The sequence below is a fragment of the Mycobacterium sp. AZCC_0083 genome, assembly GCF_014202335.1.
Classification (GTDB): Bacteria; Actinomycetota; Actinomycetes; order Mycobacteriales; family Mycobacteriaceae; genus Mycobacterium.
Genome location: NZ_JACHGP010000008.1, coordinates 39275 through 60672, shown reverse-complemented (window position 1 = coordinate 60672; position 21398 = coordinate 39275). Strand labels below are relative to the sequence as shown.

The 21398-nt window shown below is 66.3% G+C and carries 24 protein-coding genes; 16 read left to right on the top strand and 8 right to left on the bottom strand.

Features of this window, described 5'->3' with window-relative positions:
* Nucleotides 1-506: 506 nt before the first annotated feature.
* The 8 genes from HNP02_RS20265 (at nucleotide 507) to sixA (ending at nucleotide 8391) form a co-directional block, all read left to right on the top strand.
* Nucleotides 507-1400: a MoxR family ATPase gene (locus tag HNP02_RS20265; protein WP_184441862.1), complete on the top strand. Its 894-nt coding sequence runs from the start codon at nucleotides 507-509 to the stop codon at nucleotides 1398-1400.
* Between the two features lie 7 nt (nucleotides 1401-1407).
* Nucleotides 1408-2523: a VWA domain-containing protein gene (locus HNP02_RS20260; protein ID WP_184441859.1), complete on the top strand. Its 1116-nt coding sequence runs from the start codon at nucleotides 1408-1410 to the stop codon at nucleotides 2521-2523.
* Nucleotides 2524-2639: 116 nt separating this feature from the next.
* Nucleotides 2640-3173 (top strand): (2Fe-2S)-binding protein, encoded by a 534-nt coding sequence (locus HNP02_RS20255; RefSeq protein WP_184441857.1) that lies wholly within the window; start codon nucleotides 2640-2642, stop codon nucleotides 3171-3173.
* Complete coding sequence (locus HNP02_RS20250; RefSeq protein WP_184441855.1) at nucleotides 3170-5545, top strand: xanthine dehydrogenase family protein molybdopterin-binding subunit; 2376 nt, start codon at nucleotides 3170-3172, stop codon at nucleotides 5543-5545. The genes HNP02_RS20255 and HNP02_RS20250 overlap by 4 nt, the downstream gene beginning before the upstream one ends.
* On the top strand, nucleotides 5542-6396 hold the full coding sequence (locus HNP02_RS20245; protein WP_184441853.1) for a xanthine dehydrogenase family protein subunit M: 855 nt from the start codon (nucleotides 5542-5544) through the stop codon (nucleotides 6394-6396). Before HNP02_RS20250 ends, HNP02_RS20245 begins: the two co-directional genes overlap by 4 nt.
* A 28-nt stretch (nucleotides 6397-6424) precedes the next feature.
* Entirely contained in the window at nucleotides 6425-7054 is a 630-nt protein-coding gene (locus HNP02_RS20240; RefSeq protein WP_184441851.1) for an SRPBCC family protein, read from the top strand.
* Between the two features lie 74 nt (nucleotides 7055-7128).
* A complete protein-coding gene (locus HNP02_RS44080) occupies nucleotides 7129-7368 on the top strand; it encodes a hypothetical protein (RefSeq protein ID WP_184441849.1) in 240 nt (79 codons plus the stop codon).
* A 522-nt stretch (nucleotides 7369-7890) separates the two neighbouring features.
* Complete coding sequence (sixA, locus tag HNP02_RS20230; protein ID WP_184441847.1) at nucleotides 7891-8391, top strand: phosphohistidine phosphatase SixA; 501 nt, start codon at nucleotides 7891-7893, stop codon at nucleotides 8389-8391.
* A 297-nt stretch (nucleotides 8392-8688) separates the two neighbouring features.
* Here sixA and HNP02_RS20225 read toward each other — a convergent pair whose 3' ends face one another.
* The 3 genes from HNP02_RS20225 to HNP02_RS20215 form a co-directional block, all read right to left on the bottom strand.
* Nucleotides 8689-9618: a hypothetical protein gene (locus tag HNP02_RS20225; RefSeq protein WP_184441845.1), complete on the bottom strand. Its 930-nt coding sequence runs from the start codon at nucleotides 9616-9618 to the stop codon at nucleotides 8689-8691.
* A gap of 1059 nt (nucleotides 9619-10677) precedes the next feature.
* Complete coding sequence (locus tag HNP02_RS20220) at nucleotides 10678-11448, bottom strand: SDR family NAD(P)-dependent oxidoreductase (RefSeq protein ID WP_221317813.1); 771 nt, start codon at nucleotides 11446-11448, stop codon at nucleotides 10678-10680.
* A gap of 291 nt (nucleotides 11449-11739) precedes the next feature.
* The gene (locus tag HNP02_RS20215; protein ID WP_184441841.1) at nucleotides 11740-12033 is read right to left on the bottom strand and encodes a hypothetical protein; all 294 of its coding nucleotides are present in this window, start codon (nucleotides 12031-12033) and stop codon (nucleotides 11740-11742) included.
* Nucleotides 12034-12067: 34 nt separating this feature from the next.
* Here HNP02_RS20215 and HNP02_RS20210 point away from each other — a divergent pair, with 34 nt between their 5' ends.
* The 5 genes from HNP02_RS20210 (at nucleotide 12068) to HNP02_RS20190 (ending at nucleotide 15751) form a co-directional block, all read left to right on the top strand.
* Entirely contained in the window at nucleotides 12068-12349 is a 282-nt protein-coding gene (locus tag HNP02_RS20210; protein ID WP_184441839.1) for a hypothetical protein, read from the top strand.
* Nucleotides 12342-12821, top strand: coding sequence for a tyrosine-protein phosphatase (locus HNP02_RS20205; RefSeq protein ID WP_309241639.1), 480 nt, complete (start codon nucleotides 12342-12344; stop codon nucleotides 12819-12821). Before HNP02_RS20210 ends, HNP02_RS20205 begins: the two co-directional genes overlap by 8 nt.
* Nucleotides 12822-12991: 170 nt before the next feature.
* On the top strand, nucleotides 12992-13219 hold the full coding sequence (locus HNP02_RS20200; protein ID WP_184441837.1) for a hypothetical protein: 228 nt from the start codon (nucleotides 12992-12994) through the stop codon (nucleotides 13217-13219).
* 463 nt (nucleotides 13220-13682) lie between these two features.
* A complete protein-coding gene (locus tag HNP02_RS20195) occupies nucleotides 13683-13982 on the top strand; it encodes a hypothetical protein (protein WP_184441835.1) in 300 nt (99 codons plus the stop codon).
* Between the two features lie 368 nt (nucleotides 13983-14350).
* Nucleotides 14351-15751 carry a wax ester/triacylglycerol synthase family O-acyltransferase gene (locus tag HNP02_RS20190; RefSeq protein ID WP_184441833.1) on the top strand — a complete coding sequence of 467 codons (1401 nt, stop codon included), beginning with the start codon at nucleotides 14351-14353 and terminating at the stop codon, nucleotides 15749-15751.
* A gap of 103 nt (nucleotides 15752-15854) precedes the next feature.
* Here HNP02_RS20190 and HNP02_RS20185 read toward each other — a convergent pair whose 3' ends face one another.
* Entirely contained in the window at nucleotides 15855-16052 is a 198-nt protein-coding gene (locus tag HNP02_RS20185) for an excalibur calcium-binding domain-containing protein (protein WP_255506732.1), read from the bottom strand.
* 552 nt (nucleotides 16053-16604) lie between these two features.
* Between HNP02_RS20185 and HNP02_RS20180 the strand changes: the two genes are divergently transcribed.
* On the top strand, nucleotides 16605-17246 hold the full coding sequence (locus HNP02_RS20180) for a hypothetical protein (protein WP_184441829.1): 642 nt from the start codon (nucleotides 16605-16607) through the stop codon (nucleotides 17244-17246).
* Nucleotides 17247-17298: 52 nt separating this feature from the next.
* Here the strand turns inward: HNP02_RS20180 and HNP02_RS20175 are convergent, their stop codons facing one another.
* The 4 genes from HNP02_RS20175 to HNP02_RS20160 are packed head-to-tail and all read right to left on the bottom strand — an operon-like array spanning nucleotide 17299 to nucleotide 20505.
* Nucleotides 17299-18084, bottom strand: a complete 786-nt coding sequence (locus HNP02_RS20175; RefSeq protein WP_184441827.1) for a hypothetical protein — start codon at nucleotides 18082-18084, stop codon at nucleotides 17299-17301.
* A gap of 50 nt (nucleotides 18085-18134) precedes the next feature.
* On the bottom strand, nucleotides 18135-18863 hold the full coding sequence (locus tag HNP02_RS20170; RefSeq protein ID WP_184441826.1) for a hypothetical protein: 729 nt from the start codon (nucleotides 18861-18863) through the stop codon (nucleotides 18135-18137).
* Nucleotides 18863-20218 carry a WXG100 family type VII secretion target gene (locus tag HNP02_RS20165; protein WP_309241638.1) on the bottom strand — a complete coding sequence of 452 codons (1356 nt, stop codon included), beginning with the start codon at nucleotides 20216-20218 and terminating at the stop codon, nucleotides 18863-18865. Before HNP02_RS20165 ends, HNP02_RS20170 begins: the two co-directional genes overlap by 1 nt.
* A 2-nt stretch (nucleotides 20219-20220) precedes the next feature.
* Nucleotides 20221-20505 (bottom strand): type VII secretion target, encoded by a 285-nt coding sequence (locus HNP02_RS20160; protein WP_184441824.1) that lies wholly within the window; start codon nucleotides 20503-20505, stop codon nucleotides 20221-20223.
* 168 nt (nucleotides 20506-20673) lie between these two features.
* On the opposite strand from HNP02_RS20160, the gene HNP02_RS20155 reads away from it, so the two are divergent.
* Together HNP02_RS20155 and HNP02_RS20150 are read left to right on the top strand one after the other, a co-directional pair.
* Nucleotides 20674-21063, top strand: a complete 390-nt coding sequence (locus HNP02_RS20155) for a hypothetical protein (RefSeq protein ID WP_221317812.1) — start codon at nucleotides 20674-20676, stop codon at nucleotides 21061-21063.
* Between the two features lie 43 nt (nucleotides 21064-21106).
* Nucleotides 21107-21337, top strand: a complete 231-nt coding sequence (locus HNP02_RS20150; RefSeq protein ID WP_184441820.1) for a hypothetical protein — start codon at nucleotides 21107-21109, stop codon at nucleotides 21335-21337.
* Nucleotides 21338-21398: the final 61 nt, after the last annotated feature.

Below are 21398 nucleotides of genomic sequence, written 5' to 3'. Positions count from 1 at the left end.
GCGCAACTAATGAGTTCTGCGGCCAGGGTGTGGTGACGTCTCCGAGTTCGCAGAGTCGGGCCGGACCGCAGCGGCATGCATGGTGGCGATGACGGTCTCCTGCACGTCGCGTGCCAACAAGCCGGTAGCGCCGGAAACTAGCGAACCGCCGCCAATACCGGATCTCACGCAACGTCTCCCGCACCCCTCAGAACAGCATTTTGTAGGTCTGGCGCCGCGGTAGGCCCCCCGCTCAACCCGTCTGCACCTGCGTGTGCCACCCCTTACCGCACCGGTTGTGTTTCGAACTGTGTACCGCGTGGCGATCGGCGATGTCACTCAGGGCGCAGACCGGCTTATGGCGGGAAAGTCACGTTCTCCGTGACGAATTGAACGCGCACCCCTTGCCGGTGAGCGTGCGCGCCCACCGAGTGCACGACGAGGTTGTCCCCGTCGGCCGTCCGGGTACTTCGCGCGGTTGCCCGAGTCGCGTACCCGGGAGCGAGCCCTCGCCTAGGCTCGCGGACGTGAGCGATTCCACGCCGAGTGTCGGGTCGCCGGCGGAACTGGCACATGCGCTCGAGGCCACCGGCTACCTCGCCGACGACGGCGTCGCGATGGCCGCGTTCCTGGCGTTGCGCATGGGGCGACCGCTGTTCTGCGAGGGCGAACCCGGCACCGGCAAGACCTCCCTCGCGGCTGCCTTATCGGAGGCGTTCCACCTGCCGCTGATCCGCCTGCAGTGCCACGAGGGCATCGACGCCTCGCAGGCGCTCTATGACTGGGATTTCCCGCGGCAGCTGCTGCACCTGCGGACACTGGAGGCGGCGAGCGACGGCCACCTCGAGGCCGAAGCCGCGGAACGCTCGCTTTACACCGAGCGGTTCCTGTTGGCGCGACCGCTGCTGCGGGCGCTCACCGAAGCGCCGTGCGTGCTCCTGATCGACGAGATCGACCGGGCCGACGACGAGTTCGAAGCGTTCCTGCTGGAGGTTCTCGACGAGAACGCCGTCACCATCCCCGAACTCGGCGAAGTGCGAGCGGCGACACCGCCGCTGGTGGTGCTCACCTCCAACCGCACCCGCGACGTGCACGACGCCCTCAAACGCCGCTGTCTGTACCACTGGCTCGAACATCCCGACCTGGCCCGGGAGGTCGCGATCCTGCGCCGCCGCATCCCGGGCATCGGGGCGGCGCTCGCCGACCAGGTTGCCCGCGCCGTCCACACCTTGCGCGGCATGGAACTGCTCAAGCCGCCGGGTGTCGCCGAGTCGCTGGACTGGGCGCGCGCCCTGCGCGAACTCGACCGCGATGTGCTCGACGCGCAGACCGCCGCGGCGACGCTCGGCGCGGTCCTCAAGTACCGGGAGGACCTCGAGCGGGTGACCCGGGCCGGACTGGACCGACTGCTGGCGGGGTGAGACGCGCATGTCGACGGCGTCGGATGTCGGTGACCCTCTGGTCGGGGTCGCCGGGTTCGCGCATGCCCTCGCGGTGGCGGGGCTGCCGGTCGTGTCGGACGCCGTCGAAGCGTTCACGCGGGCACTGCGTCAGGTCGATCTGGGCGACCCCGGGCAGGTGTACTGGGCGGGTCGCGCGACCCTGTGCCGCAGCCCCGACGACATCCCGCGGTACGACCTGGCGTTCGAGAACTGGTTCGGGGGAACGGTACTGACCCACGCGCCGCAGCGCGTGCAGCAGCCGCGCCGCGCCCGCATCGCTGCGCTGAATGCGACCGGCGACACCGACGCCGGTGGGGATGCGCCGCGACTGCGGGTCGCGGCGGACGACACCGAGGTACTCCGCCACCGGGACATCGCCGAACTCACCGCGGCCGAACGCGCGCACCTCGCCGAACTCATCGCTTCCCTGCGTCCACGCCCCCCGACTCGCCCCGCCCTGCGGCTGCGCCCGTCCCGCCGAGGCCCCGTCGACGCGCGGCGCACGGTGCGCTACATGCTCGCCGCGGGCGGCGAACCGGTGCGGCCGAGGCACCACCGCAAGGCCACCCGGCCGCGCCGAATGGTGCTGCTGCTCGACGTATCCGGCTCGATGAGCCCGTACGTGGATGCGCTCCTGCGCTTCGCGCACGTCGTCGCCCGCACCAACCCCGCCGGCACCGAGGTGTTCTCGCTGGGCACCCGGATGACCCGGCTGTCGCGAGCGCTACGGGTCCGCGACCCCGAACTGGCACTGGCCGCCGCGGGCCGGGCGGTTCCCGACTGGGCCGGTGGCACACGGCTCGGCGAGACGCTGCGCGCGTTCCTGGAACGCTGGGGCCGACGCGGCCTGGCCCGCGGCGCCGTCGTGGTGATCTTCTCGGACGGCTGGGAGCGCGGCGACCCGATCCTTCTCGCCGAGCAGATGGCTCAGCTGCGGCGGCTCGCCCACGCGGTGCTGTGGGTGAACCCGCATGCCGGCGCGGACGGCTATCAGCCGGTCCAGTCCGGGATCGCGGCCGCCCTGCCGTTCACCGATCGTCTGCTCGCCGGCCACAGCCTGGCGACGCTGCAGGAACTGCTCGAGGCGGTACACGATGCGTGACGTGCTGCCTCACGATTGACTGTGGCGCGGAACCGATTCCACCGTTTCCAGTATTCTCCGACGCCGGTCAGAGCAGAGTAGGACGTATCAATTGACGCTCCGGCATTGGAGGCCCGATGCGCATCACTGTCACCGTCGATGGAACGACCTACACAGACGAAGTGGAGCCCCGGCTGCTCCTCGTGCACTACCTGCGTGACCGGCTCGGCAAGGTCGGCACCGTGGTCGGCTGCGACACCAGCAACTGCGGTGCATGCACCGTTCACCTGAACGGCCACAGCGTCAAGTCCTGCTCGGTGCTCGCCGTGCAAGCCGACGGCGGTGACGTCCTCACCGTCGAGGGCCTGTCCCGGGACGGCAAGCTGCACCCCATCCAGGAAGCGTTCCGCGAAAACCATGCGTTGCAGTGCGGCTTCTGCACGCCCGGCATGATCATGCAGACGCTCGACCTGCTCGCCGAGGAACCCGATCCGGACGACGAGACGGTGCGGCACGGTCTGGAAGGCAACCTCTGCCGCTGCACCGGATACCAGAACATCGTGCGCGCGGTGCAGGATGCAGCGCAGCGGCTGCGCGGCGGTGCCACCTCGTCCGGCGACGCTGTGATCAAGGATGCCGCGAAGGCCGAGACGGCCGGGGGTGTGCGATGACCGCCACCGCTCAACCGGAAATCGGCAGGGCCCGGCTGCGTAAGGAAGACGAGCATCTGATCACCGGTCGCACCCGGTGGACCGACAACCTCGTGCTGCCCGGGATGCAGCACCTGGCCATTTTGCGCAGTCCCGTCGCGCATGCCCGCATCACCGGCGTCGATACCACCGCCGCGCGCGGCATGCCCGGTGTCGTCGCGATCTTCACCGGCGCCGATCTCGCCGCCGAGCAGGGCAGCCTGCCGTGCGCATGGCCGATCACCGAAGACATGAAGGCGCCGCCTGCACCCTCCCTCGCCGTCGACACGGTGAACTTCGCCGGCGAAGCCGTGGCCGTCGTGGTGGCCCGCGGCGCCTATGAGGCGCACGACGCGCTCGAGAAGATCGACGTCGACTACGACGAACTGCCAGTTGTGCTCGATCTCGCGGGCGCGGCCGCCGACGGCGCGGACCTCGTGCACCCGGATCTTGGTACCAACATCAGCGCTACCTGGACCTTCGACTCGGCGGAGGCCGGCACGGGCGGCGACGTCGAACAGGCCATCCGCGAGGCCGAAGTGCTCGTGCAGCGCACCTTCCGCCAGCAGCGGCTCATTCCGGCGTTCATGGAGCCCCGCTCGGTGGTGGTCGACCCGACCGCCGCCCAGATCACTATGTGGTCCTCCACCCAGATCCCGCACATCCTGCGGCTCATGCTGGCGATGACGCTGCACATCCCGGAGCACAAGGTGCGGGTCATCGCCCCGGATGTCGGTGGCGGTTTCGGCGGCAAGCTCCAGGTGACGCCGGAGGAGGTAATCGCACTGCTCGTCGCGCGGCGGCTCGGCAAGCCGGTCAAGTACACCGAGTCCCGCAGCGAATCCATGCTTGCGGCCCACCATGGGCGCGACCAGATCCAGAAACTGACGCTTGCCGCCCGCCGCGACGGCACCGTGACCGGCCTCAAAGTGGAACTGCTCGCCGACATGGGCGCCTATCTGCGGCTGGTCACCCCGGGCATACCGATCCTGGGCGCGTTCATGTTCAACGGCATCTACAAGTTTCCGTCGTATAACTTCACCTGCACCAACGTCTTCACCAACAAGGTGCCCACCGACGCCTACCGCGGCGCCGGACGCCCGGAAGCGACGTTCGCCGTCGAACGGATGATGGACGAACTCGCCGCCGAACTGTCGCTGGATCCGCTCGAGCTGCGGGCCCGGAACTGGATCACCCACGAGGAGTTCCCCTTCGACACCGTCGCAGGCCTGACCTACGACTCCGGCAACTACGAGGCCGCCACCGCGCGGGCGCGGGAATTGTTCGACTACGACGGGTTGAGGCGCGAGCAAGTCGAACGCCGCGAGCGGCAGGACACCGTGCAACTCGGCATCGGGGTGTCCACGTTCACCGAGATGTGCGGTCTGGCCCCATCGCGGACGCTCGGCGCGCTGGCCTACGGCGCGGGCGGATGGGAGCATGCGGCGATTCGGATGCTGCCCACCGGCAAGGTCGAGGTGGTCACCGGCGCGTCGCCGCACGGTCAGGGGCACGAGACGGCATGGAGCCAGATCGTCGCGGACCAGCTCGGAGTCCCGTTCGACGACGTCGAGGTGCTACACGGCGACACCCAGACCTCGCCCCGCGGCCTGGACACATACGGGTCCCGATCGCTGACGGTTGGTGGGATCGCGGTGGTGAAGGCCGCCGAGAAGGTGATCGCGAAGGCCAGGCCCATCGCGGCGCACATGATGGAATGCGCGGAGGACGACCTCGAGTTCACCGGGGGACGGTTCCGCGTGACGGGCACCGAGAAAGCCGTCGGTATCGCCGACGTCGCCCTCGCGGTGTTCGCCGCACACGACCTGCCCGACGGTGTCGAACCGAACCTGGATTCCGAGGCCACGTACGACCCGGACAACTTCTCCTTCCCGCACGGCACGCACCTGTGCGCCGCGGAGGTCGACACCGAAACGGGGCAGGTGCGGATTCGCTCCTACGTATGCGTCGATGACATCGGGCACGTGGTCAACCCGCTGATCGTGGAGGGGCAGGTGCACGGCGGGCTCGCCCAGGGCATCGCGCAGGCCCTGTACGAGGAGGCCGTGCACGACGAGTCCGGGACCCTGCTCTCCGGCTCGTTCGCCGAATACTTGATGCCGTCGGCGGTCGATCTGCCGTCGTTCACCACGGGACGGACCGAAACTCCTGCCACGGGTAACCCGCTGGGAGTCAAGGGTGTCGGCGAGGCGGGCACGATCGCGTCCACTCCGGCCGTGGTGAACGCGGTGCTTGACGCGGTGCGCCAGTTCGGGGTGCACGACATCGAAATGCCGTGTTCCCCGATGCGGGTCTGGCACGCCATCCACACCGCCCAGGGAGGTGCCCGATGATTCCGTCGAACTTCGACTACGTAGCCCCGACCACCGTCGACGAAGCAGTGGCGGCGCTCGCCGAGGGCGGGGAGGACGCCAAAGTCATCGCTGGTGGGCAGAGCCTGATGCCGGTGCTGCGGCTGCGGCTGGCCGCCCCGACCACCCTCGTCGACCTCAACCGGATCGATGAGCTGCGGGGTGTGCGCGAGGACGGCGACACCCTCGTGATCGGTGCGATGACCACCTACTACGAGGTGCTGCGCAATCCGCTCGTCCACCAGCACGCGCTGCTGCTCGTGGAGGCCACCCGTACAGTCGCGGACCCGCAGATCCGGCACCGAGGCACGCTGGGCGGGGGGCTGGCGCATGCGGACCCGGCGGGCGACCTGTGCGCACCAGTGCTGGCTCTCGACGCGACGCTGACGGCCGTGGGCCCCGCGGGTCGACGCACCATTGGAGTCGCGGAATTCTTCCAGGACTACTTCACCACCGCGCTGCAACCGGACGAAATCCTCGTGGACGTGCGGATCCCGAAGCACACCGACTGGGGGGCACGGTATGAAAAGTTCAACCGGGTCGCGCAGGCCTGGTCGATCGTGGCGGTGGCCGCGACTGTCGAGATCGACGGCGGGGTGATCCGGCAGGCCCGCGTCGCGCTGACCAATATGGCATCGGTGCCGGTGCGGGCCCGCGGTGTCGAGGAGGCGCTGATCGGTCAGGCGGCGAACGGGGAGCTGATCCGGGCGGCGGCCGAGCACGCTGCCGAGGACACCGACCCCATTACCGACGGCAACGCCGACGCCGAGTACCGCAGCCACCTTGCGAAGGTATTGACGCGGCGGGCCGTGGCGACAGCGGTCGGCGTCTGAAGGATCCTGTCGACCTGGAAGTCATCTCATGCAATTGGAACACCAACTTTCCGTGCCGGCCCCGATCGACATGGTGTGGCAGGCACTGCTCGATCCCGAACGGGTGGCACCGTGCGTGCCCGGCGCCACTCTCACAGGGGTCGACGGTGACTCGTTCACCGGCACCGTGAAGGTCAAGGTCGGTCCCATCGTGCTGCTGTACAAGGGCACCGGCAGGTTCACCGAACACGACGAGCAGGCCCGGCGCGCGGTGCTGAAGGCTGCCGCCAAGGACACGCGCGGCAACGGCACCGTAAACGCGACCGTCACCATCACGCTCATCGGGGACGGCGACCACACCACGGGGACCGTGGCCACGGACCTGTCCATCACCGGCAAACCCGCCCAGTTCGGCCGCGGCATGATCGCCGACGTCGGCGGGAAGATCATCGAGCAGTTCGCCGCGTGCCTGTCGGACAAACTCGCCGCGCCGGTGCCGGGTGCTGTCGCGGAACCAGAATCCGAGTCCGTCGGCGAGTCGGCACCGGAGGCTGAGCCGCTCGATCTGATGCGCTATGCGCGGGGCTCGGCCCTGCAGCGGATCGGCCCGGTGGTCGCGGCGGTGGCGGTGGCGGTACTAGCTGTCGCCCTTCTGCGGCGCCTACGGTCGCGCGACTGACCCGCTGCCTCCTGGCCAAAGGTCCCCCGATAGCCTGCGTCAGCGGCCAGGCCGGCGTTGATGACGTCCGAATCATGATGGTCATCGAGTTCAACCACCACGTGCTCTGTCCAAACCAGCCTCACCAGAACGTCTTTCGCATCAGACGCCATGAGGTATGCGAAGTCGCCGTCGACCATGCGCTGCAACGCGGCAACGCAGCGCTGGAGCCGGTGCTGCACCTCAGGGTCGTGGCCGACAACAAGGGCGGACGCTTCGACGCGGTCACCCATGGCGCACCTCCTCTCGGCACTCCTGGTTCTCGGCCGCCATAACAGCACGGCAGACCAACACGCCGCTGAAATGACGTTTACGCCGACTGGTCGTCGGCCGCAAGGGCGTTCGCTCTGCGACATCTCCCAAGGAAGCGTCCGAGCCCCGATCATGCTCGGCCGCACGGGCAGCCCGCGAACGCTCGCGCCGCGGCCGAAAGCCGTGTGGCTGTCGTCGAGTCCGTGACAGCCACGTCGGCTGTTGCAACATTGGTTCTTGCGGTCAGGACAACCGGGACTCCCGTGTTCTGAGGAACGGCGAGGCAGGACGAAGCTGATGGATGTTGTGATCAGCGGAGACGACGCTTTGTGCATCGGCGCGGAGTTGACGCGCGGTGGCCATCGGGTGCACTGCATACCGAGCGACCAGGAGGCCGCTGCCGAGAGCAGCACCCAACGGGTATCTCGGAAAAGACTCTCAAGACGCTACCGCCGGCCGATGCCGAAGTCGCGGGTTTCGCAGACCACGGTCTTCGGTGCTCAACGCCCGATGCTTCGCACTCTTCACGTCTAAGCATCCGCGGGATGATGGTGGAACCATCGGAGGTGACCGACATGGACCTGTACTTGATGCAGCACGGTCAGGCGACGACCGAAACAGAGGATCCCGAGCGACCCCTCACGGATGCCGGTCGAGCGGCGGTGCAGCGTGTCGCTAAGAGAGCCCGGGCTGCTGGCGTTCGGATCAGCGGCTGCCTGCACAGCGGAAAGCTGCGCGCAGAGCAGACTGCGCAGCTGCTCGTGAGGGAGATCGGCGTGGAGCCGAGCGTCGAGGCTCGACCGGGTCTTGCGCCGAATGACCCGGTGGTACCGGTCGCGCAGTGGCTTCGAACGGAGACCGAGCACCAGTCGCTTGCGCTCGTCGGCCACATGCCTTTCCTCGGCAGGCTTGCCTCGCTGCTGGTCGTAGGCGACGAGCAGGCCCAGGTGGTCGGCTTCCAGATGGGTGGCCTGGTGAAGCTGGAACCGAAGGTCGATCGGGACGGGTTCTCTGTGGCATGGGTGCTTCCGCCCGACCTCGCCTGACCATGCACAAAAAACCTGGACGGCGCCATGCATCACCGAGAACGGTGCCGCGATGATGGCGACGAGTCCGAGTAGCAGTGCGGTCTCCAGCGCAGCGGACGCGTGGACCTCAAGGTCCGGAGAGCCCTCGAACAGTCGTAGGTTTCCGACGTCTGAGATCAGGGGAAGTCTGAGTGATAGTCGGCGTTCTCCGAAAAGCGGAGATTCCCTCGCCTTAATATCGGTTCCCTTGTGCGGGAGTTCGCCCGCTTGCGTCGCGCAGCAAGTCGCGGTTGCGGTGCGCGATGGCCCCAAGACTTAGGCCAGGAAGCGGTCGTCGGCGCCTTGGGTTCGCAGCAGTTGACCCGCCATCGCCTGGCGGTATCCAAGGCAGACGCCGCTAGCGGTCATGATCAGCATGCCGGCGGCGCCCGGCAGCGCACCTGCGGCCATCTCCGACAACCGAGGGCTGCGCACGTACTCGTTGGAGTAGCCGGCCTCTTTGGACGTTTGTCCGCGGGCGGTCAGGCCGGCGTTTGTGGTTGGCGGCTCATGCAGTGGCGGCTCACTCGTCGATGGCTGACGCATCGGTGGCGCCGGTTCACCGGCCCACCGTGACGATGACGTGAATGCCGGACCACCGAATGTCGCGCGCGGTGCGATCGACGCGCCGAGGAGGGGGCCGGGCATAGCCGGCACAGGCGCGACGATGACCGGTACGGTCAGTACCGGCGGTTCGTTCCCGCCGTGAAGGGCCGCACCGGCTCCGACCGTCGTCGCGTCCACCGGCTCAGGCCAATCGGGCTCGCCGGGGGGTTGGTCGATGGGGGGCAGCACCGGCGCTAGGGGAGGCGGGGGCACCTCTTCGGGGAGGGGGGCGAGGTCGACGGGAGGCGGAGCTTCGGGAAGCAGCGTCGGCGCCCTGTTGATGGTCCTGCCGCCGGGACCGTTGTCGGCGCCGGAATTGTCATCGACAGGTTTCTTTTCGCCGCCTTCCGCACCGCCGGTCGTGTTTTGGGCAGTGTCGCCGGGTTGATCCCCTGCAGTGTTGGCATTCGCACCGCCGGCGTAGGTACTGGCGTCGGTGCGGTCGGCGGACTGGTCGGTGCCGCTCGCTGAATCGCTGTTGTTGGTGCTTTCGCTTACTGCCGAGTCGCCGGTATCGGCGGCGGCTACCGCGCCGCCGGCACCTGCCAGCAACGCAACGGCGATCGCGCATGCTGCGAAATGCATATCCGCCCGACCCATAGCGCCTCCCCCACGCCGGCGTTGCAACTGCCCGTCAGCATCCCCGACCTCGTACCAGTGTCGCATCTCATCCGCCGCGGGTCACGGCACATCGCGAAATCGCTTCGTCGGTGCAGTGTCGGACGAAGTGCGTTGTGTCGCAAGGCTTTGGCAGACGGATGAGGTGTGAATCGCCGACGACCAATCGCGCAGCGGCGGGGATGCAATCCTCCGTGGCGGACGAGAACCCATGTTGCGATGCCGCAGATTACCGCCGTCGCAACGTCATCGAACTTTGGCTGCAATAACCGCGGCAATGGCGCTCACTGGCATCCTATTAGGACAACTTGTCATCATATTGAGCCGTCACCGTTCATTAGTTCCGCCGCCGATTGATCGGACATGCCCTGGTTGTAGCACTCACTGGCCGGTAGCCCACCCTCGCGCTGAGCGGCGGCACGCGCGGATGCATTCCCGTTGGCGCGGCACCAAAGGTGATGTCGAGCGGCGGGCTTGGACGCAGCCACGACAACGAATCAGATTGAGAGACAACGACTTCTGCTGAAGCGCTGTGAGCGCAGGTGAAGAGTTTGCGGTCATCGGCACTGAATCCATCGGTAACTTACCGTTGTAGTGAGCTTCGCACGGGTAAGCGTCTTTGAGACTCACCCGAATGCTTGACGTTTCATGCGCTGGATCGTAGGCGTCGGCCCGCTCGGTCGGCGGAGAGTGCGTATCGCAGTCCCAGGGGTCTTCACGGTGTGGTTGCGACCAACTGCCACCGCAAACTGCAACGAGGAGAGCGTCAATAATGTGGCAATCTCTTTAGTGAAGCAAAACATACGTAATTCCGTGTAATGAATGCGTCAGGCGGCATGCACCGCAAATTCAGCCGCAGAGAACCCATCGTGTTCAAGAGGTCTTCGATTCCGCCCGAACGGCTGGCCGGCCGCAAGCCACCGTCAAACGCGGGGAGACCATCCGGACCCCGGGTCACTGGCCGCTAGCGCAGCCGCGGCAACCCAACGTGTCGTGCCGACCAGCGCTCGCCCGAGTGCTGCGGGGAGTCGCGTGGTGAACTCAGGGCCGTGGCCAAGTCTCCGGCAGACCATGGCCGCCGTCGGCCACCACCACCGTCCCGGTGACGAACGAGGCCGACTCGTGGCCGAGAAACAGCACGCACGCGGCGATCTCCGCCGGCGTGCCACTGCGCCCGATCGGTCCCGCCGCCGCGGCGGCGGCTTCGAACGTCAACTGTGACTCGGTGGCGATGTAGCCGGGCGCAACGACGTTCACGGTGACGCCGTCTCCGACGACCTCTAAAGCCAGCGCCCGCGACAAACCCACCAGGCCCGCTTTCGCGGCGGTGTAGGTCGACTGGCCCGGCATCGCGTTCACCGTGCCCGTGGTCGACCCGATTGAGACGATTCGCCCGTATCCGGCCGCTGTCATCACGGGCACCACCGACCGGCACATGAGAAACGCCGTCGTGAGGTTGCGGGCCAGCGCCGCATCCCACTCTGCCAGCGACATCTCCGCGACATCGTCGTCGGCGTCCCAACCCGATGACACCGACGTCATGCCGGCGTTGTTGACGAGCACGTCGACACGGCCCCACCGGTCCAGCGCCGCGCGCACCAAACCGTCGGCCGCCCCGTCGACGGTCAGGTCGGCGATTACCCCGACTGCCGAGTCGCCGAGTTCTGCGACCCGCTGATGCACGCGCTCGGAGGTGGCGCCAAGCACCACGCGGCCACCCTCAGCGACGAGCTCGCGTGCCACCGCCGCACCGATGCCGCCCGGCGCTCCGGCGCCGGTCACGATCGCCACCCGGTCCCGAAAGCGCGCCACGGGTCTAAACCTATCCCGGGTCGGTTGAGCGGGTGCTGTCTTGACCGACCCGCGGGGTGCGGCTTCAGTGCGTTGACACCACCTCACAGCCATAGACACCAAAGGTGCTCAGGCAACGGGGCGGAAGCGCGATCAGCGGTAGGTATCACGGCAAAGGCGAAGGAGGCGAGTACCTCCGGCGGTTGGGCGAGAAGCCCATGACAGTGAAGGCAACCCGCGCCCAGGCTCGTCGCGGCGGGCGTCGATGCCCGAGCGCTGACCAGTGCGCACGGGGGCGACGATCTATCGCAACTACTTCGCACCTGTCGACGGCGAGAGCGGGCAGACGCGCGAGCGGCAGATCGATGCGGTGAACCCGATGGGTGCGGCGTTGTCGTCGAAGCTGGGCCGCCCGGTGTCGACCTGTGGACGATGAGCAATGGCTACGCAGTGTGTACGCAGAGTGGGCTCGACGCGATCGCCGGCCTGCTCGCGGGGTGCACCGACGAGGATCGCGACGAGCTGCGGGGCCGTTTGGCGATCGGCGTGCACCGCGACGTCGAAGTGACGGATGTACGCGAGAGCGCGCGACGCCTTGTGTCGCAAGCATTCTGCTCGGCGCTACCCGTCGTGTACGGCGGTGACGCGCTCGTCGTGGGAGGCCATTGCGCGGTTGGTGCTGGAGGCCAGCTATGAGGCGACGCTGCTGTCGGCGGTGGAGCAGTCGGTGGCCGGCGGGTCGAACGTCGTGCTGCTGACGCGGGTGGGCGGCGGCGTGTTCGGGAACACCGACGCGTGGATCGACGATGCCATCGTGCGGGCGCTGGGGATCGTGGAGCATGCGGGGCTGGACGTTCGGTTGGTGAGCTTCGGCAGCGTGCATCCGTCGTTCCGGGCGATTAAGGAACGGTTCGGTGGGTAGCGCCGCGGCGTGGCCGCACGACGGCGTTCTTCATGCGTGGTGGGTGGAACCGGGGCGGTTGCTTGCGGGTGAGGATCCGGCCTCCCTCTCGCCCGGGACGACGGCGGAGAAGATTCGTCTGCTCGTCGAGGCGGGCGTCGAGTCGATCGTCGACCTGACGACGCCGGAGGATCGCCTCGACTCGTATGCGGAGGCGTTGAACGTCGCAGCGCAGAAGGTGCTGCGCCCGATTCGTCACTTCGCGCATCCCATTCCCGACATGGGTGTCCTCGATCAGGAAGGATACGACCGGATCATCGCGTGTATCCACGGCGAAATGGACTCCGGGAGAACCGTTTACGTACATTGTTGGGGCGGCAAGGGCCGCACGGGCACCGTGGTCGGGTGTCTGCTGATCCGACGCTGGGATGGACTACGACGGTGCGATCAAACGGATCGCCGAGCTACGCGCGGGCACTCGCAAGGCGAGTGAACCCTGTCCGGAGTCGTCGACGCAGCATCGCGTGTTGCGGGAGCGGGCGGGTCTGCCGAGGCGATGACGACGTCATCACGTCATGGACCTTCGGGTGAGATGTCGCCGTGCTCGCCGACGACCTCCCGTTCCTCGGCTGGGTGTCGCCTTCGAATGGGAGAATGGACGCCATGAGTGAGCCGGATGTTCCCGAGGATCTCCCGGCGCCTCTGGAGTCTGTCGGCCCGATGCCGGCCGTGTCCCAGCCTGTGTGTGGTCGTTGCGATTGCTCCCATCCCTCCGAGTGCCTTCTCCGCCCGCACGGCCCGGAGCGTCCGTCGTTCGTTGTGGTGTGGGTGGTGGGTGCGGCGGTGGTGGCGGTCGTGCTGCTGGTGCTGGTCGTGGCGTTGTTGTTGTGACGCCGCCGCGCGGGGCTGCGCTCCACCAGAACTGCCTCCGATAGCGACCGCAAAGTGGGCTGGATTACGACGGTGCGAACGAACGGATCGCGCTCCGCGCAGGCACTCGCAATGCGGGCCAACCCTGTCCGGAGTCGTCGTCGCAGCACCGCGTCCCTGCGGGAGCGAGCGGCTCGGATGGGGCACGAGTAGTCCACGTCCCGCGCTCAACCCCAGGGTCGGTTGGTCGAGTGCCGTCTTGACCGACCTGCCAGTGCGGCTGTCAGCGTGTTGGCACCCGGATCACAGCAGAGACACCAAAGGCCCTCAGGCGCCATCACTTTCAACGTTGCGGTCGTCGATCGCTCCCAGATTTCCTACCACCTAGCAGGGGCCCCAAATGGGTACCAGCGGTAACGCCGCCGGGCCGATTGCGAGCGACTCTGGAGGGGCAAGTACATAGACAAGCGAAGGAAACTCCACTATGCGAATCGGATTGAAGACCATCACACCGATGCTGGCGGCGGCGGCTGCCGCGGTCGCGATCGGCGCCGCACCGATAGCCGCGGCCGCTCCCGCTCCCGCTCCCGCTCAGCTGGCGACGATCGCTCCGGCCCCCACCGTGCAGGCGGCCGGTTGGGGCGGCGGCGGTTGGTACGGGGGCGGTCACGGCGGTGGCTACGGTCACGGCTTCCGCGGTGGTTACGGCGGCGGCTTCCGCGGTGATTACGGGCACGGCTTCCGCGGTGATTACGGACGTGGATTCCGGGGCTGGCGCTGGTAAGCGGCCGATGACGCGCGAGGTCGAGGTCGTGTTGTCGCGGCCTCGACCGCGCCGACCGCGCTCCGCCGGCAGTCGTCGGGGGTTGAGGCGCGAAGCGGCGGACGCAGCGGCCGCTCAGCTGGTTCAACGCCTCCAAAGCCACAGTTGGACAAGCGATTCCGACCTCAAGAGTCATGGTGCGACGCCGAAGTCGTCAGCCTCTCGACTCCGTAGCCGTGACCTAGGGGGTGTGCTGCCACCGGCGGCCCAGCAATGGGAGGTCAGTGGCGTACGCGGGCTCGATGACGCGCGGAGCGAATATCTGCGGAACTTGTTGCGGTTCGCCGCAATTGGTTTCGATACGTGGTCATTGCGCCTAGCATCGGCATATGGAGCGGCTCAGCGGGCTGGACGCGAGTTTCCTCTACATCGAGAGCCCCACCCAGCCCCTGCACGTGTGCTCGATCCTCGAGCTAGACACCTCAACGGTGCCCGGTGGCTACACCTTTGATCGACTTCGCGGCGCGTTGGCCTTAAGGATCGCGGCCGTACCCGAGTTCCGGGCAAAGCTGGCCGACAGCCAGCTCAATCTGGATTATCCGGTGTGGGTCGATGACGATGCGTTCGACCTCGATCGTCATCTGCTCCACATCGACCTGCCGTCGCCGGGAGGGCGCCGGGAATTGGTGGAGGTATGCGGACACATCGCTTCCACGCCGCTCGATCGCGACAAGCCGCTGTGGGAGATGTGGGTAATCGAAGGAATTGCCGACACCGACCCCCGCGCGGGTGGCGTGTTGGCAGTGATGACCAAGGTCCATCACGCCGTGGTGGATGGGGTGACCGGCGCCAGCCTGCTGTCGCAGCTGTGCACTGCCGAACCCGACATGCCGCCGCCGGAACCGGTGGAGGGCCCCGGGACGGCCGGCCCGCTCCAGATCGCGGCGGGTGGCCTGGTGAGGTTCGCCTCCCGTCCGTGGCAGCTGGCCAATGTGATGCCGTCGACCGTCGCGACGATCGTCAAAACGCTGAGCCGTGCGCGCACCGGCCTGACCATGGCCGCGCCGTTCGCCGGCCCGCCAACCCGGTTCAACGCATCGGTCACCGCCGACCGCAACGTCGCGCTGGCCCAGCTGGACCTCGACGACATCAAGAAGGTCAAGGACCGCTTCGACGTCACGGTCAACGACGTGGTGATGGCCCTGTGCGCGGCGGCGCTGCGGTGGTTCTTGGGCGATCACGACGAGCTGCCCGCCCGGTCGCTGGTGGCGATGGTGCCGGTGTCGGTACACGACAAATCCGACCGTCCGGGCCACAACCAGTTGTCGGGAATGTTCTGCAAACTTCAGACGCACATTGGTGACCCAGCGGAACGACTGCGGGCGATCGCGCTGGCGGACGCCGCCGCCAAGAACCACAGTTCGGCCATCAATCCCACGCTGTTGCAGGACTGGGCACAACTCGCCGCCCGAGCGGTGTTCGGCGCCGTCTTTCGGGTTGTCGCCGACTCACCGCTCATCGCACACCCCGTCCACAACCTCATCATTTCGAATGTGGCGGGTCCGCAAGCTCAGCTCTACTTCTTGGGCTGCGAGGTCGAGGCAATGTATCCGCTCGGCCCGCTGTTCCACGGCTGCGGGCTGAACGTCACGGCGATGTCGGTGAACGGAAAGCTGAACGTCGGCGTCGTCTCCTGCCCGGACCTGATCCCCGACCTGTGGAGACTGGTCGACGGCTTCAATGTTGCACTCGACGAGTTGCTTGAATGCACGGCTCCGGCGCGCATGTGAGGTGACGTACCGCGGCTGCGTCCGAACCCGCATCACCCGGACGAACTGCGCTCGCGCAACGCTCGGCTCGGGCAGCTCCATCGACCGCAGGAATGGTTCGGTGTCAACACTCGCACCCGATGCCGTCCTGGTCGCGGTCAAGCTTGGCTTGGTAGTACGGCGAGTCCGAGGGAATGTCGCAGTCGCCGTTGGCCTTGGCCTGTGAACAGTTGGAATACGGGACGGCGTTGGCGATGACGGGCGGTGCCAACGCCCCGATTCCAGCGATGGCGAGTCCGACGAGAGCAGCACGAATCAACAAGGTGTTTCCTTTCATGGGCGGGTTGTCTTCCAGGGGTTGAAAGCGCGGGGTGAGGTCGCCACGTGTGGACGCGGCGTCGTTGAGCCTCACCAACTGGTCGGGCGCATGTTCACCGCATCGGAAACGGTGATGATTGCTGCCTGGACGGGGCGCACCCACGGAAGCGATGGGCGCGATGGCCACGCCTGCTGCGGGGAGTTTGCGAAATTTATTTACTCCCCAGTAAATGCACACGATTTGGCCACTTTATACATAGCCTGAATGTTGCTGTGCCAGATTGGTGATTCCAGTCCGTCATCCCATGAATCTCACTGGTGGATGGCTACGAGTTTGCCCAGCACGCCGAATGGGGCGGTAGCCTCTCGCGTCCCGACGTGGCTGGCACGAGGCTTTACAGCATGCAGGAATCAACTACGGACGTCGCGAGTTGCCGTACGTCAATCGTTGGCCGAACTCGGCGCTCGGCACCGAAGGACGCCTATGTTCCATGCGCCCGGGCCCAGCGAAGAGCACAAAATTGGTCACAGCGACGCTACGTGTCTATCGTCAGGGGTGACCATCGACGAGCAAGAAGCAGCGCCGACCGTTGAGTCGGACGATCTGATCGAGGACAGCCCCGAGCTGCCAGCCGACGAGCCAAAGGTTCCAGGACCATGGCGAGCGTCCGACGGAGCACCGATTTCCTTCGCGGAGGCGCAGGCCGAGTGGGCCCGAGTCGCCCACGGAGTCCTCGTCAAGACGGCGACGCGTTACAACGACTACCTCACCTACTCCGAGCTTGCGCGCCGCGTCTTGGACGAGTCGGGCATCCTGTACGGCGCGCATCAACGGAACTGGATCGGCAAGGTCCTGGTCGCGGTTGCCGACCGGAACGCCACTGAAGGCGGTCCACTGCTGACGTCGCTTTGCGTCTCGAGCGGTGACGAAAAGGTCGGCGCGGGTTACGCATATGCGTTGAAGATCGCGGGCCAGCCAAAGCCAAAGGATCTTCAGCCCCACGCCGCCGAGTCCAGGCTCGAGTGCTACCGCTTCCATGGCGCCGACATGCCGGCTGATGGAGGCCAACCCACCACGACGCGCGCGGTTTCGGCGAAGCGCATCAGGACCGAGCCGCCGGTGGAGAAGCCGGTCATCCTCTGCCCGGTGCACTTCAGTCAACTTCCGTTGAGCGGGCAGTGCGACCTGTGTGACTAGGCGGTTCTAGCGGCTTTGCGATTGGACGAACGCTGGGTCAGGCACGCGAACCTCACCGGCGACTAGTCGAGGGCGAACGACTCGTCACGGAGCCGCTCCATCGCCCGACCGTCGGTAAGTTCGGACCCATCATCGGTGTGGCGCCAATAGTGCCGCACCATCCAGTACAGCGCGGCCCCGCGCGGCACGTAGAAGTCGGCCCCGTCCACGATCTCCTCGCCACCGTCTTCAAACAGAAGACGATCGCCCTACGAGTCCGACGCTTCGTGTCCGTGTCGTCCTTGATGTCGACGACGTCGTCCCAATCGACGGACTTGGTAGAGACCATGTTGGCGACGTCGATTCCCACCGGCGTCACCTTGAGGTATCCGATTCCTCCACGCCGCATCGCGCTGACGAGTCCGAGGACGGCGGCCACGACCGCTAACGCCATCACCGTCGGTGAGAAGATCTGATATCCGCGTGACATCAGGATGTCGAGTCTGCCTGTCGGGGCGTTGAAGATGAACACCAACCCACTGGGAACAACGCACGCGAATCCGACGATCATCAGCGTGCTGAACAGCCGGTCAGGACGCAAAACAGTGCCGTCCGAATCGGTTTCAGCGCGCAACGAGGTCCGACCCAACGACACCAGTAGTAGCGCTGCCGTCGCGATCAGCGGAAACACGGATATCCCAAACAGTGCGGTCGGCGTCAGATAGTGGCCCCGAATCGTCGCGACCACGGACCAGTACACCCCGAACGAGGTGAACGCGAGCACACCCACGGTTATCCACACGAGAAGGCGCCGGCTCGCTTGCCAGTTGGCGGGCTCGGGAAGCTTCTGGATGGACAAGCAACTCCCCTTCCGCCATGGCCCGTCGCCAGCTCGACTCTGCACCTCTGTCAGCTGCCGCGAAATCCGCTGGGGCTCAACCGGGCCGACGCCGCGCCATCCGTAAGCTCCGACCTCGCTTCAGGATGTCGCCAGTAGAACGCGACCATATCGCGGAGCGCGTTCTCGTCAGCCGTGTATGACCCTGTTGAAGCCACTGTGCAGACTTTGCGATCGGACAACTTGACGATGATCGCGCTGGCCGTCAGGTTGCGTGCGCCGGGCCGGGTGTCGGTGACCGCCTTCACCGCCGACCAATCGCCTCGCATGGCGGAGAGGCCGCCGCCGAACTCGAAACCTGAAGTGGTCAAGCGCATATAGCTCAGAGAGCCTTGACGGATTGTGCGCCACAACATCGTTGCGCCTATCAACGCCACGATAGCCGCACCGACCGGCAAAGCGTAGCGCTGAACGCGAGGAATGGGTATGGCCAACAGGCCTACGGGAGCGAGAACTGCGAACAACGTCGCGGCGGCGGTACCGGATGCGAGGACCGATCTGCTCAGCAGGTCGACGACACGATCAGGGCGGATAGTCGTGCCCACAGCATCGAATTCAGTTCTTGCAGTTACCGTTCGGCGAGATGTCCTGATACCGATCGCCACTAGCCCGAACCAGCTGACGCCGACCGCGAGGACTGCCAAAGCAGTCATGAACTCACCGCGGCTGAGGAACACCACCCCCCAGTAGGCGCAGAACGCTCCGAACACGGAGAAGAGCACAAACCCGACGTATTTCATTACGGACAGATCACTTCGCCGAGCTGAGTGCCCGCCCACCCGAACAACCATCCTCCGAACACCGACGCCGTCCCCGCCGCAAAAGGAGCTAGCTCCGGCACCCCAAGCGCCGTCGAACCGGCAGCCGCTCCAGTTCCACTCAGATCTCCGCCATAGAAACCCAAGGCGCCCGAAATCCCAGCCACGCAAGCCTCGTGGAAATTCGCGGCACTCATCACGTCGTATGCCGAGGTTGCGATTCCGAGGACTGGGCCGGCATAGCGAGCCGCCTTGCCGACGTTCTCCACCGACGAAGAGGTGAGCATCGGGATGCCACCGCCCTGGGATGCGTGGACGTCAAGAGCAGTGAGGGCCCCACCGATCGAACTGAGCACCGGATGCGAGAAGAACGGGCTGTCTGCAGGAATGGTGCCTTGCCGACCATCCGGCATGATGATGCCCGCGGTGCGTTTGCCGTCCGCTGTGACCGTGGTGGTGAAGACGGTGTGATCCGCCCACTCGATGGATGTCGACTTCACGCCAGTGAAGGGGTCGTTCCACGAATGAGAACCGACGACCCACTTGCCGCTCGGGTCGTAGTAGTCGTCGGCGACGTTGTCGACTTCGGGCCCGCCCCATCTGGTGATCTTGTGCTTGCTTCCGTCTTGCATCATCAGCGTGGTGACGTGCTGTCCGTCGCTGGTGTCTTTCTCGCTGCTGTCGCGGACTGCCGTGGCCATGTCCTCGCCGCGTATGACGTCCTGTTGATGCATGCCGAGGAGTGTGCGCGGGTTGGGTACGTCGTCACCGGGACGTTTCTGGCCAGGAACGAGAACGGAACTGGGATCGTTGGGATTGGGCAACGAAAAGCCGTGATCCGCACCCGCTTTCGTCACCGCGTTCGCGGTGTCCTCGTCGGCGTCTCCGACCGCAAGCAACATCTGGTTCACGGCGGCCTGCTCCGAGCGTGCTTGACTCAGCAGGGCGGCGGCCTTCTCGGCGGACATTCGCACGGGTTTGATCAGGACGACCCAGTTGTCCGTGACGTGCAACTCGCCCTGGTCGATCTGGTCGGCCTTGTTCAGGAGTGCCGTACGTGCGTTGCCAAGGGGTCCACTGCCGTTTCGAAGTGCGGTCGCGACATCGTTGGCGTACTCCGAGAACTTCAACGTCTCGCGGTTCGCGCGGCCGAACATCGCGGTGGCTGCTGAATGCGACTTGCCTTCCCACGCGCCCGCCTCCGGCATGTGCTCGATCGTCGAGCCGACCCCGTTCACCGCATTGGAAATCGCCCCGGCGCTCGTCGAGATCGTCGATGCCGACGTCGTCAGTGATCCCGGATCCCAGCCTTGAAGTCGAGGGCGAGAGGGCAGCACCGTTAGAACAGTCCGTCGAACGTGCCGGCCAACGCTTCATCGACGACCTCGAATCGGTCGCCTGCACCGCGGACGGCCACGCCCATGTCGGTGAGGCTCTTGGCCAGCTTCTCGGTGGTTTGGGCGAGATGTGCACCTACTAGGCGCACCGCCCATTGGGTCGTCGACCCTGCCAGTCCGTCGGCGGCCGTCTCCGTCTTGTGTCCGATGTCCGCTGTACGGATCGACACCCATGCGGCATCTACCTGGGCGGCGAAGCTACGCAGGATTTCCGGATCTACCAGCATCGAGCCACTCCCCCAAGGACATGTGCCTGCAGCTGGTTCGCCATCGGCCAAACTGCAGATTGGTACTTAACGAGGCTAACATCGGGCCGACGTAGGATCGGGCGGCAATCGGTACGGCTTTGAAGCAGCCGCAGGGCCTGGGTCAGCCAGCAGAACTGGAGTGGTTCGATGGCAACTATGCGCACCTTGCATTCGGTGTTTGTTGCGGCGCTGCTCGTCGCTTCGGTTGCTTGCTCGACGACCAACGGTGGGGGCGAGGCTCCCGCGACTCACACGCCGTCACCGGCACCAACCATGATCAGCAAGGCCTTCGACACGGACCTGACCGCGGCCGGGATCCCGCAGGATGCGCACCTGACGCTCGAGTCGTGGGCAATGTCGGCTTGTCAGCTCCTCCCGAAAATGGGTATGAGCGACAAGGAGGTGATCGCGAACCTGCCGGGTGACGTCGCACCCAATGGCGTGACGCTCACCCCCGAGCAGGCGACCAAGGTGTGGGCCAGCGCGAAGGTGAATGTCTGCGGGCTACCGAAGACGACGTTGCTCCCTCCGAGCTGACGGAATCTCGTCATTAGGCACCCCCGGTGATTTTCATCGAAGGGTGCCGTGGCACGACGACGGGATGCGGGAAGGCGATCTGACGATCCGGGCATCGATGACCGGCTGGTTCGCCGAAGCCCTTACCGCTGCGGGACATTCGTGGGTGCTGTTGACCGGATCGCCGCAGGAGCGATTGGACATCGCCATCCGCACGATCGATCCCCTGCTGGCGCATCGCGCTCGATTCGGTGAGCCCTTGCACGGCCCGGGCTTCGAGGCGACACGTGACTGACTAGGCCGCAGCGCGGCGAGAGTTGTCCGAGAAGACCGGCGTCGACGCCGATGCCGCTGGC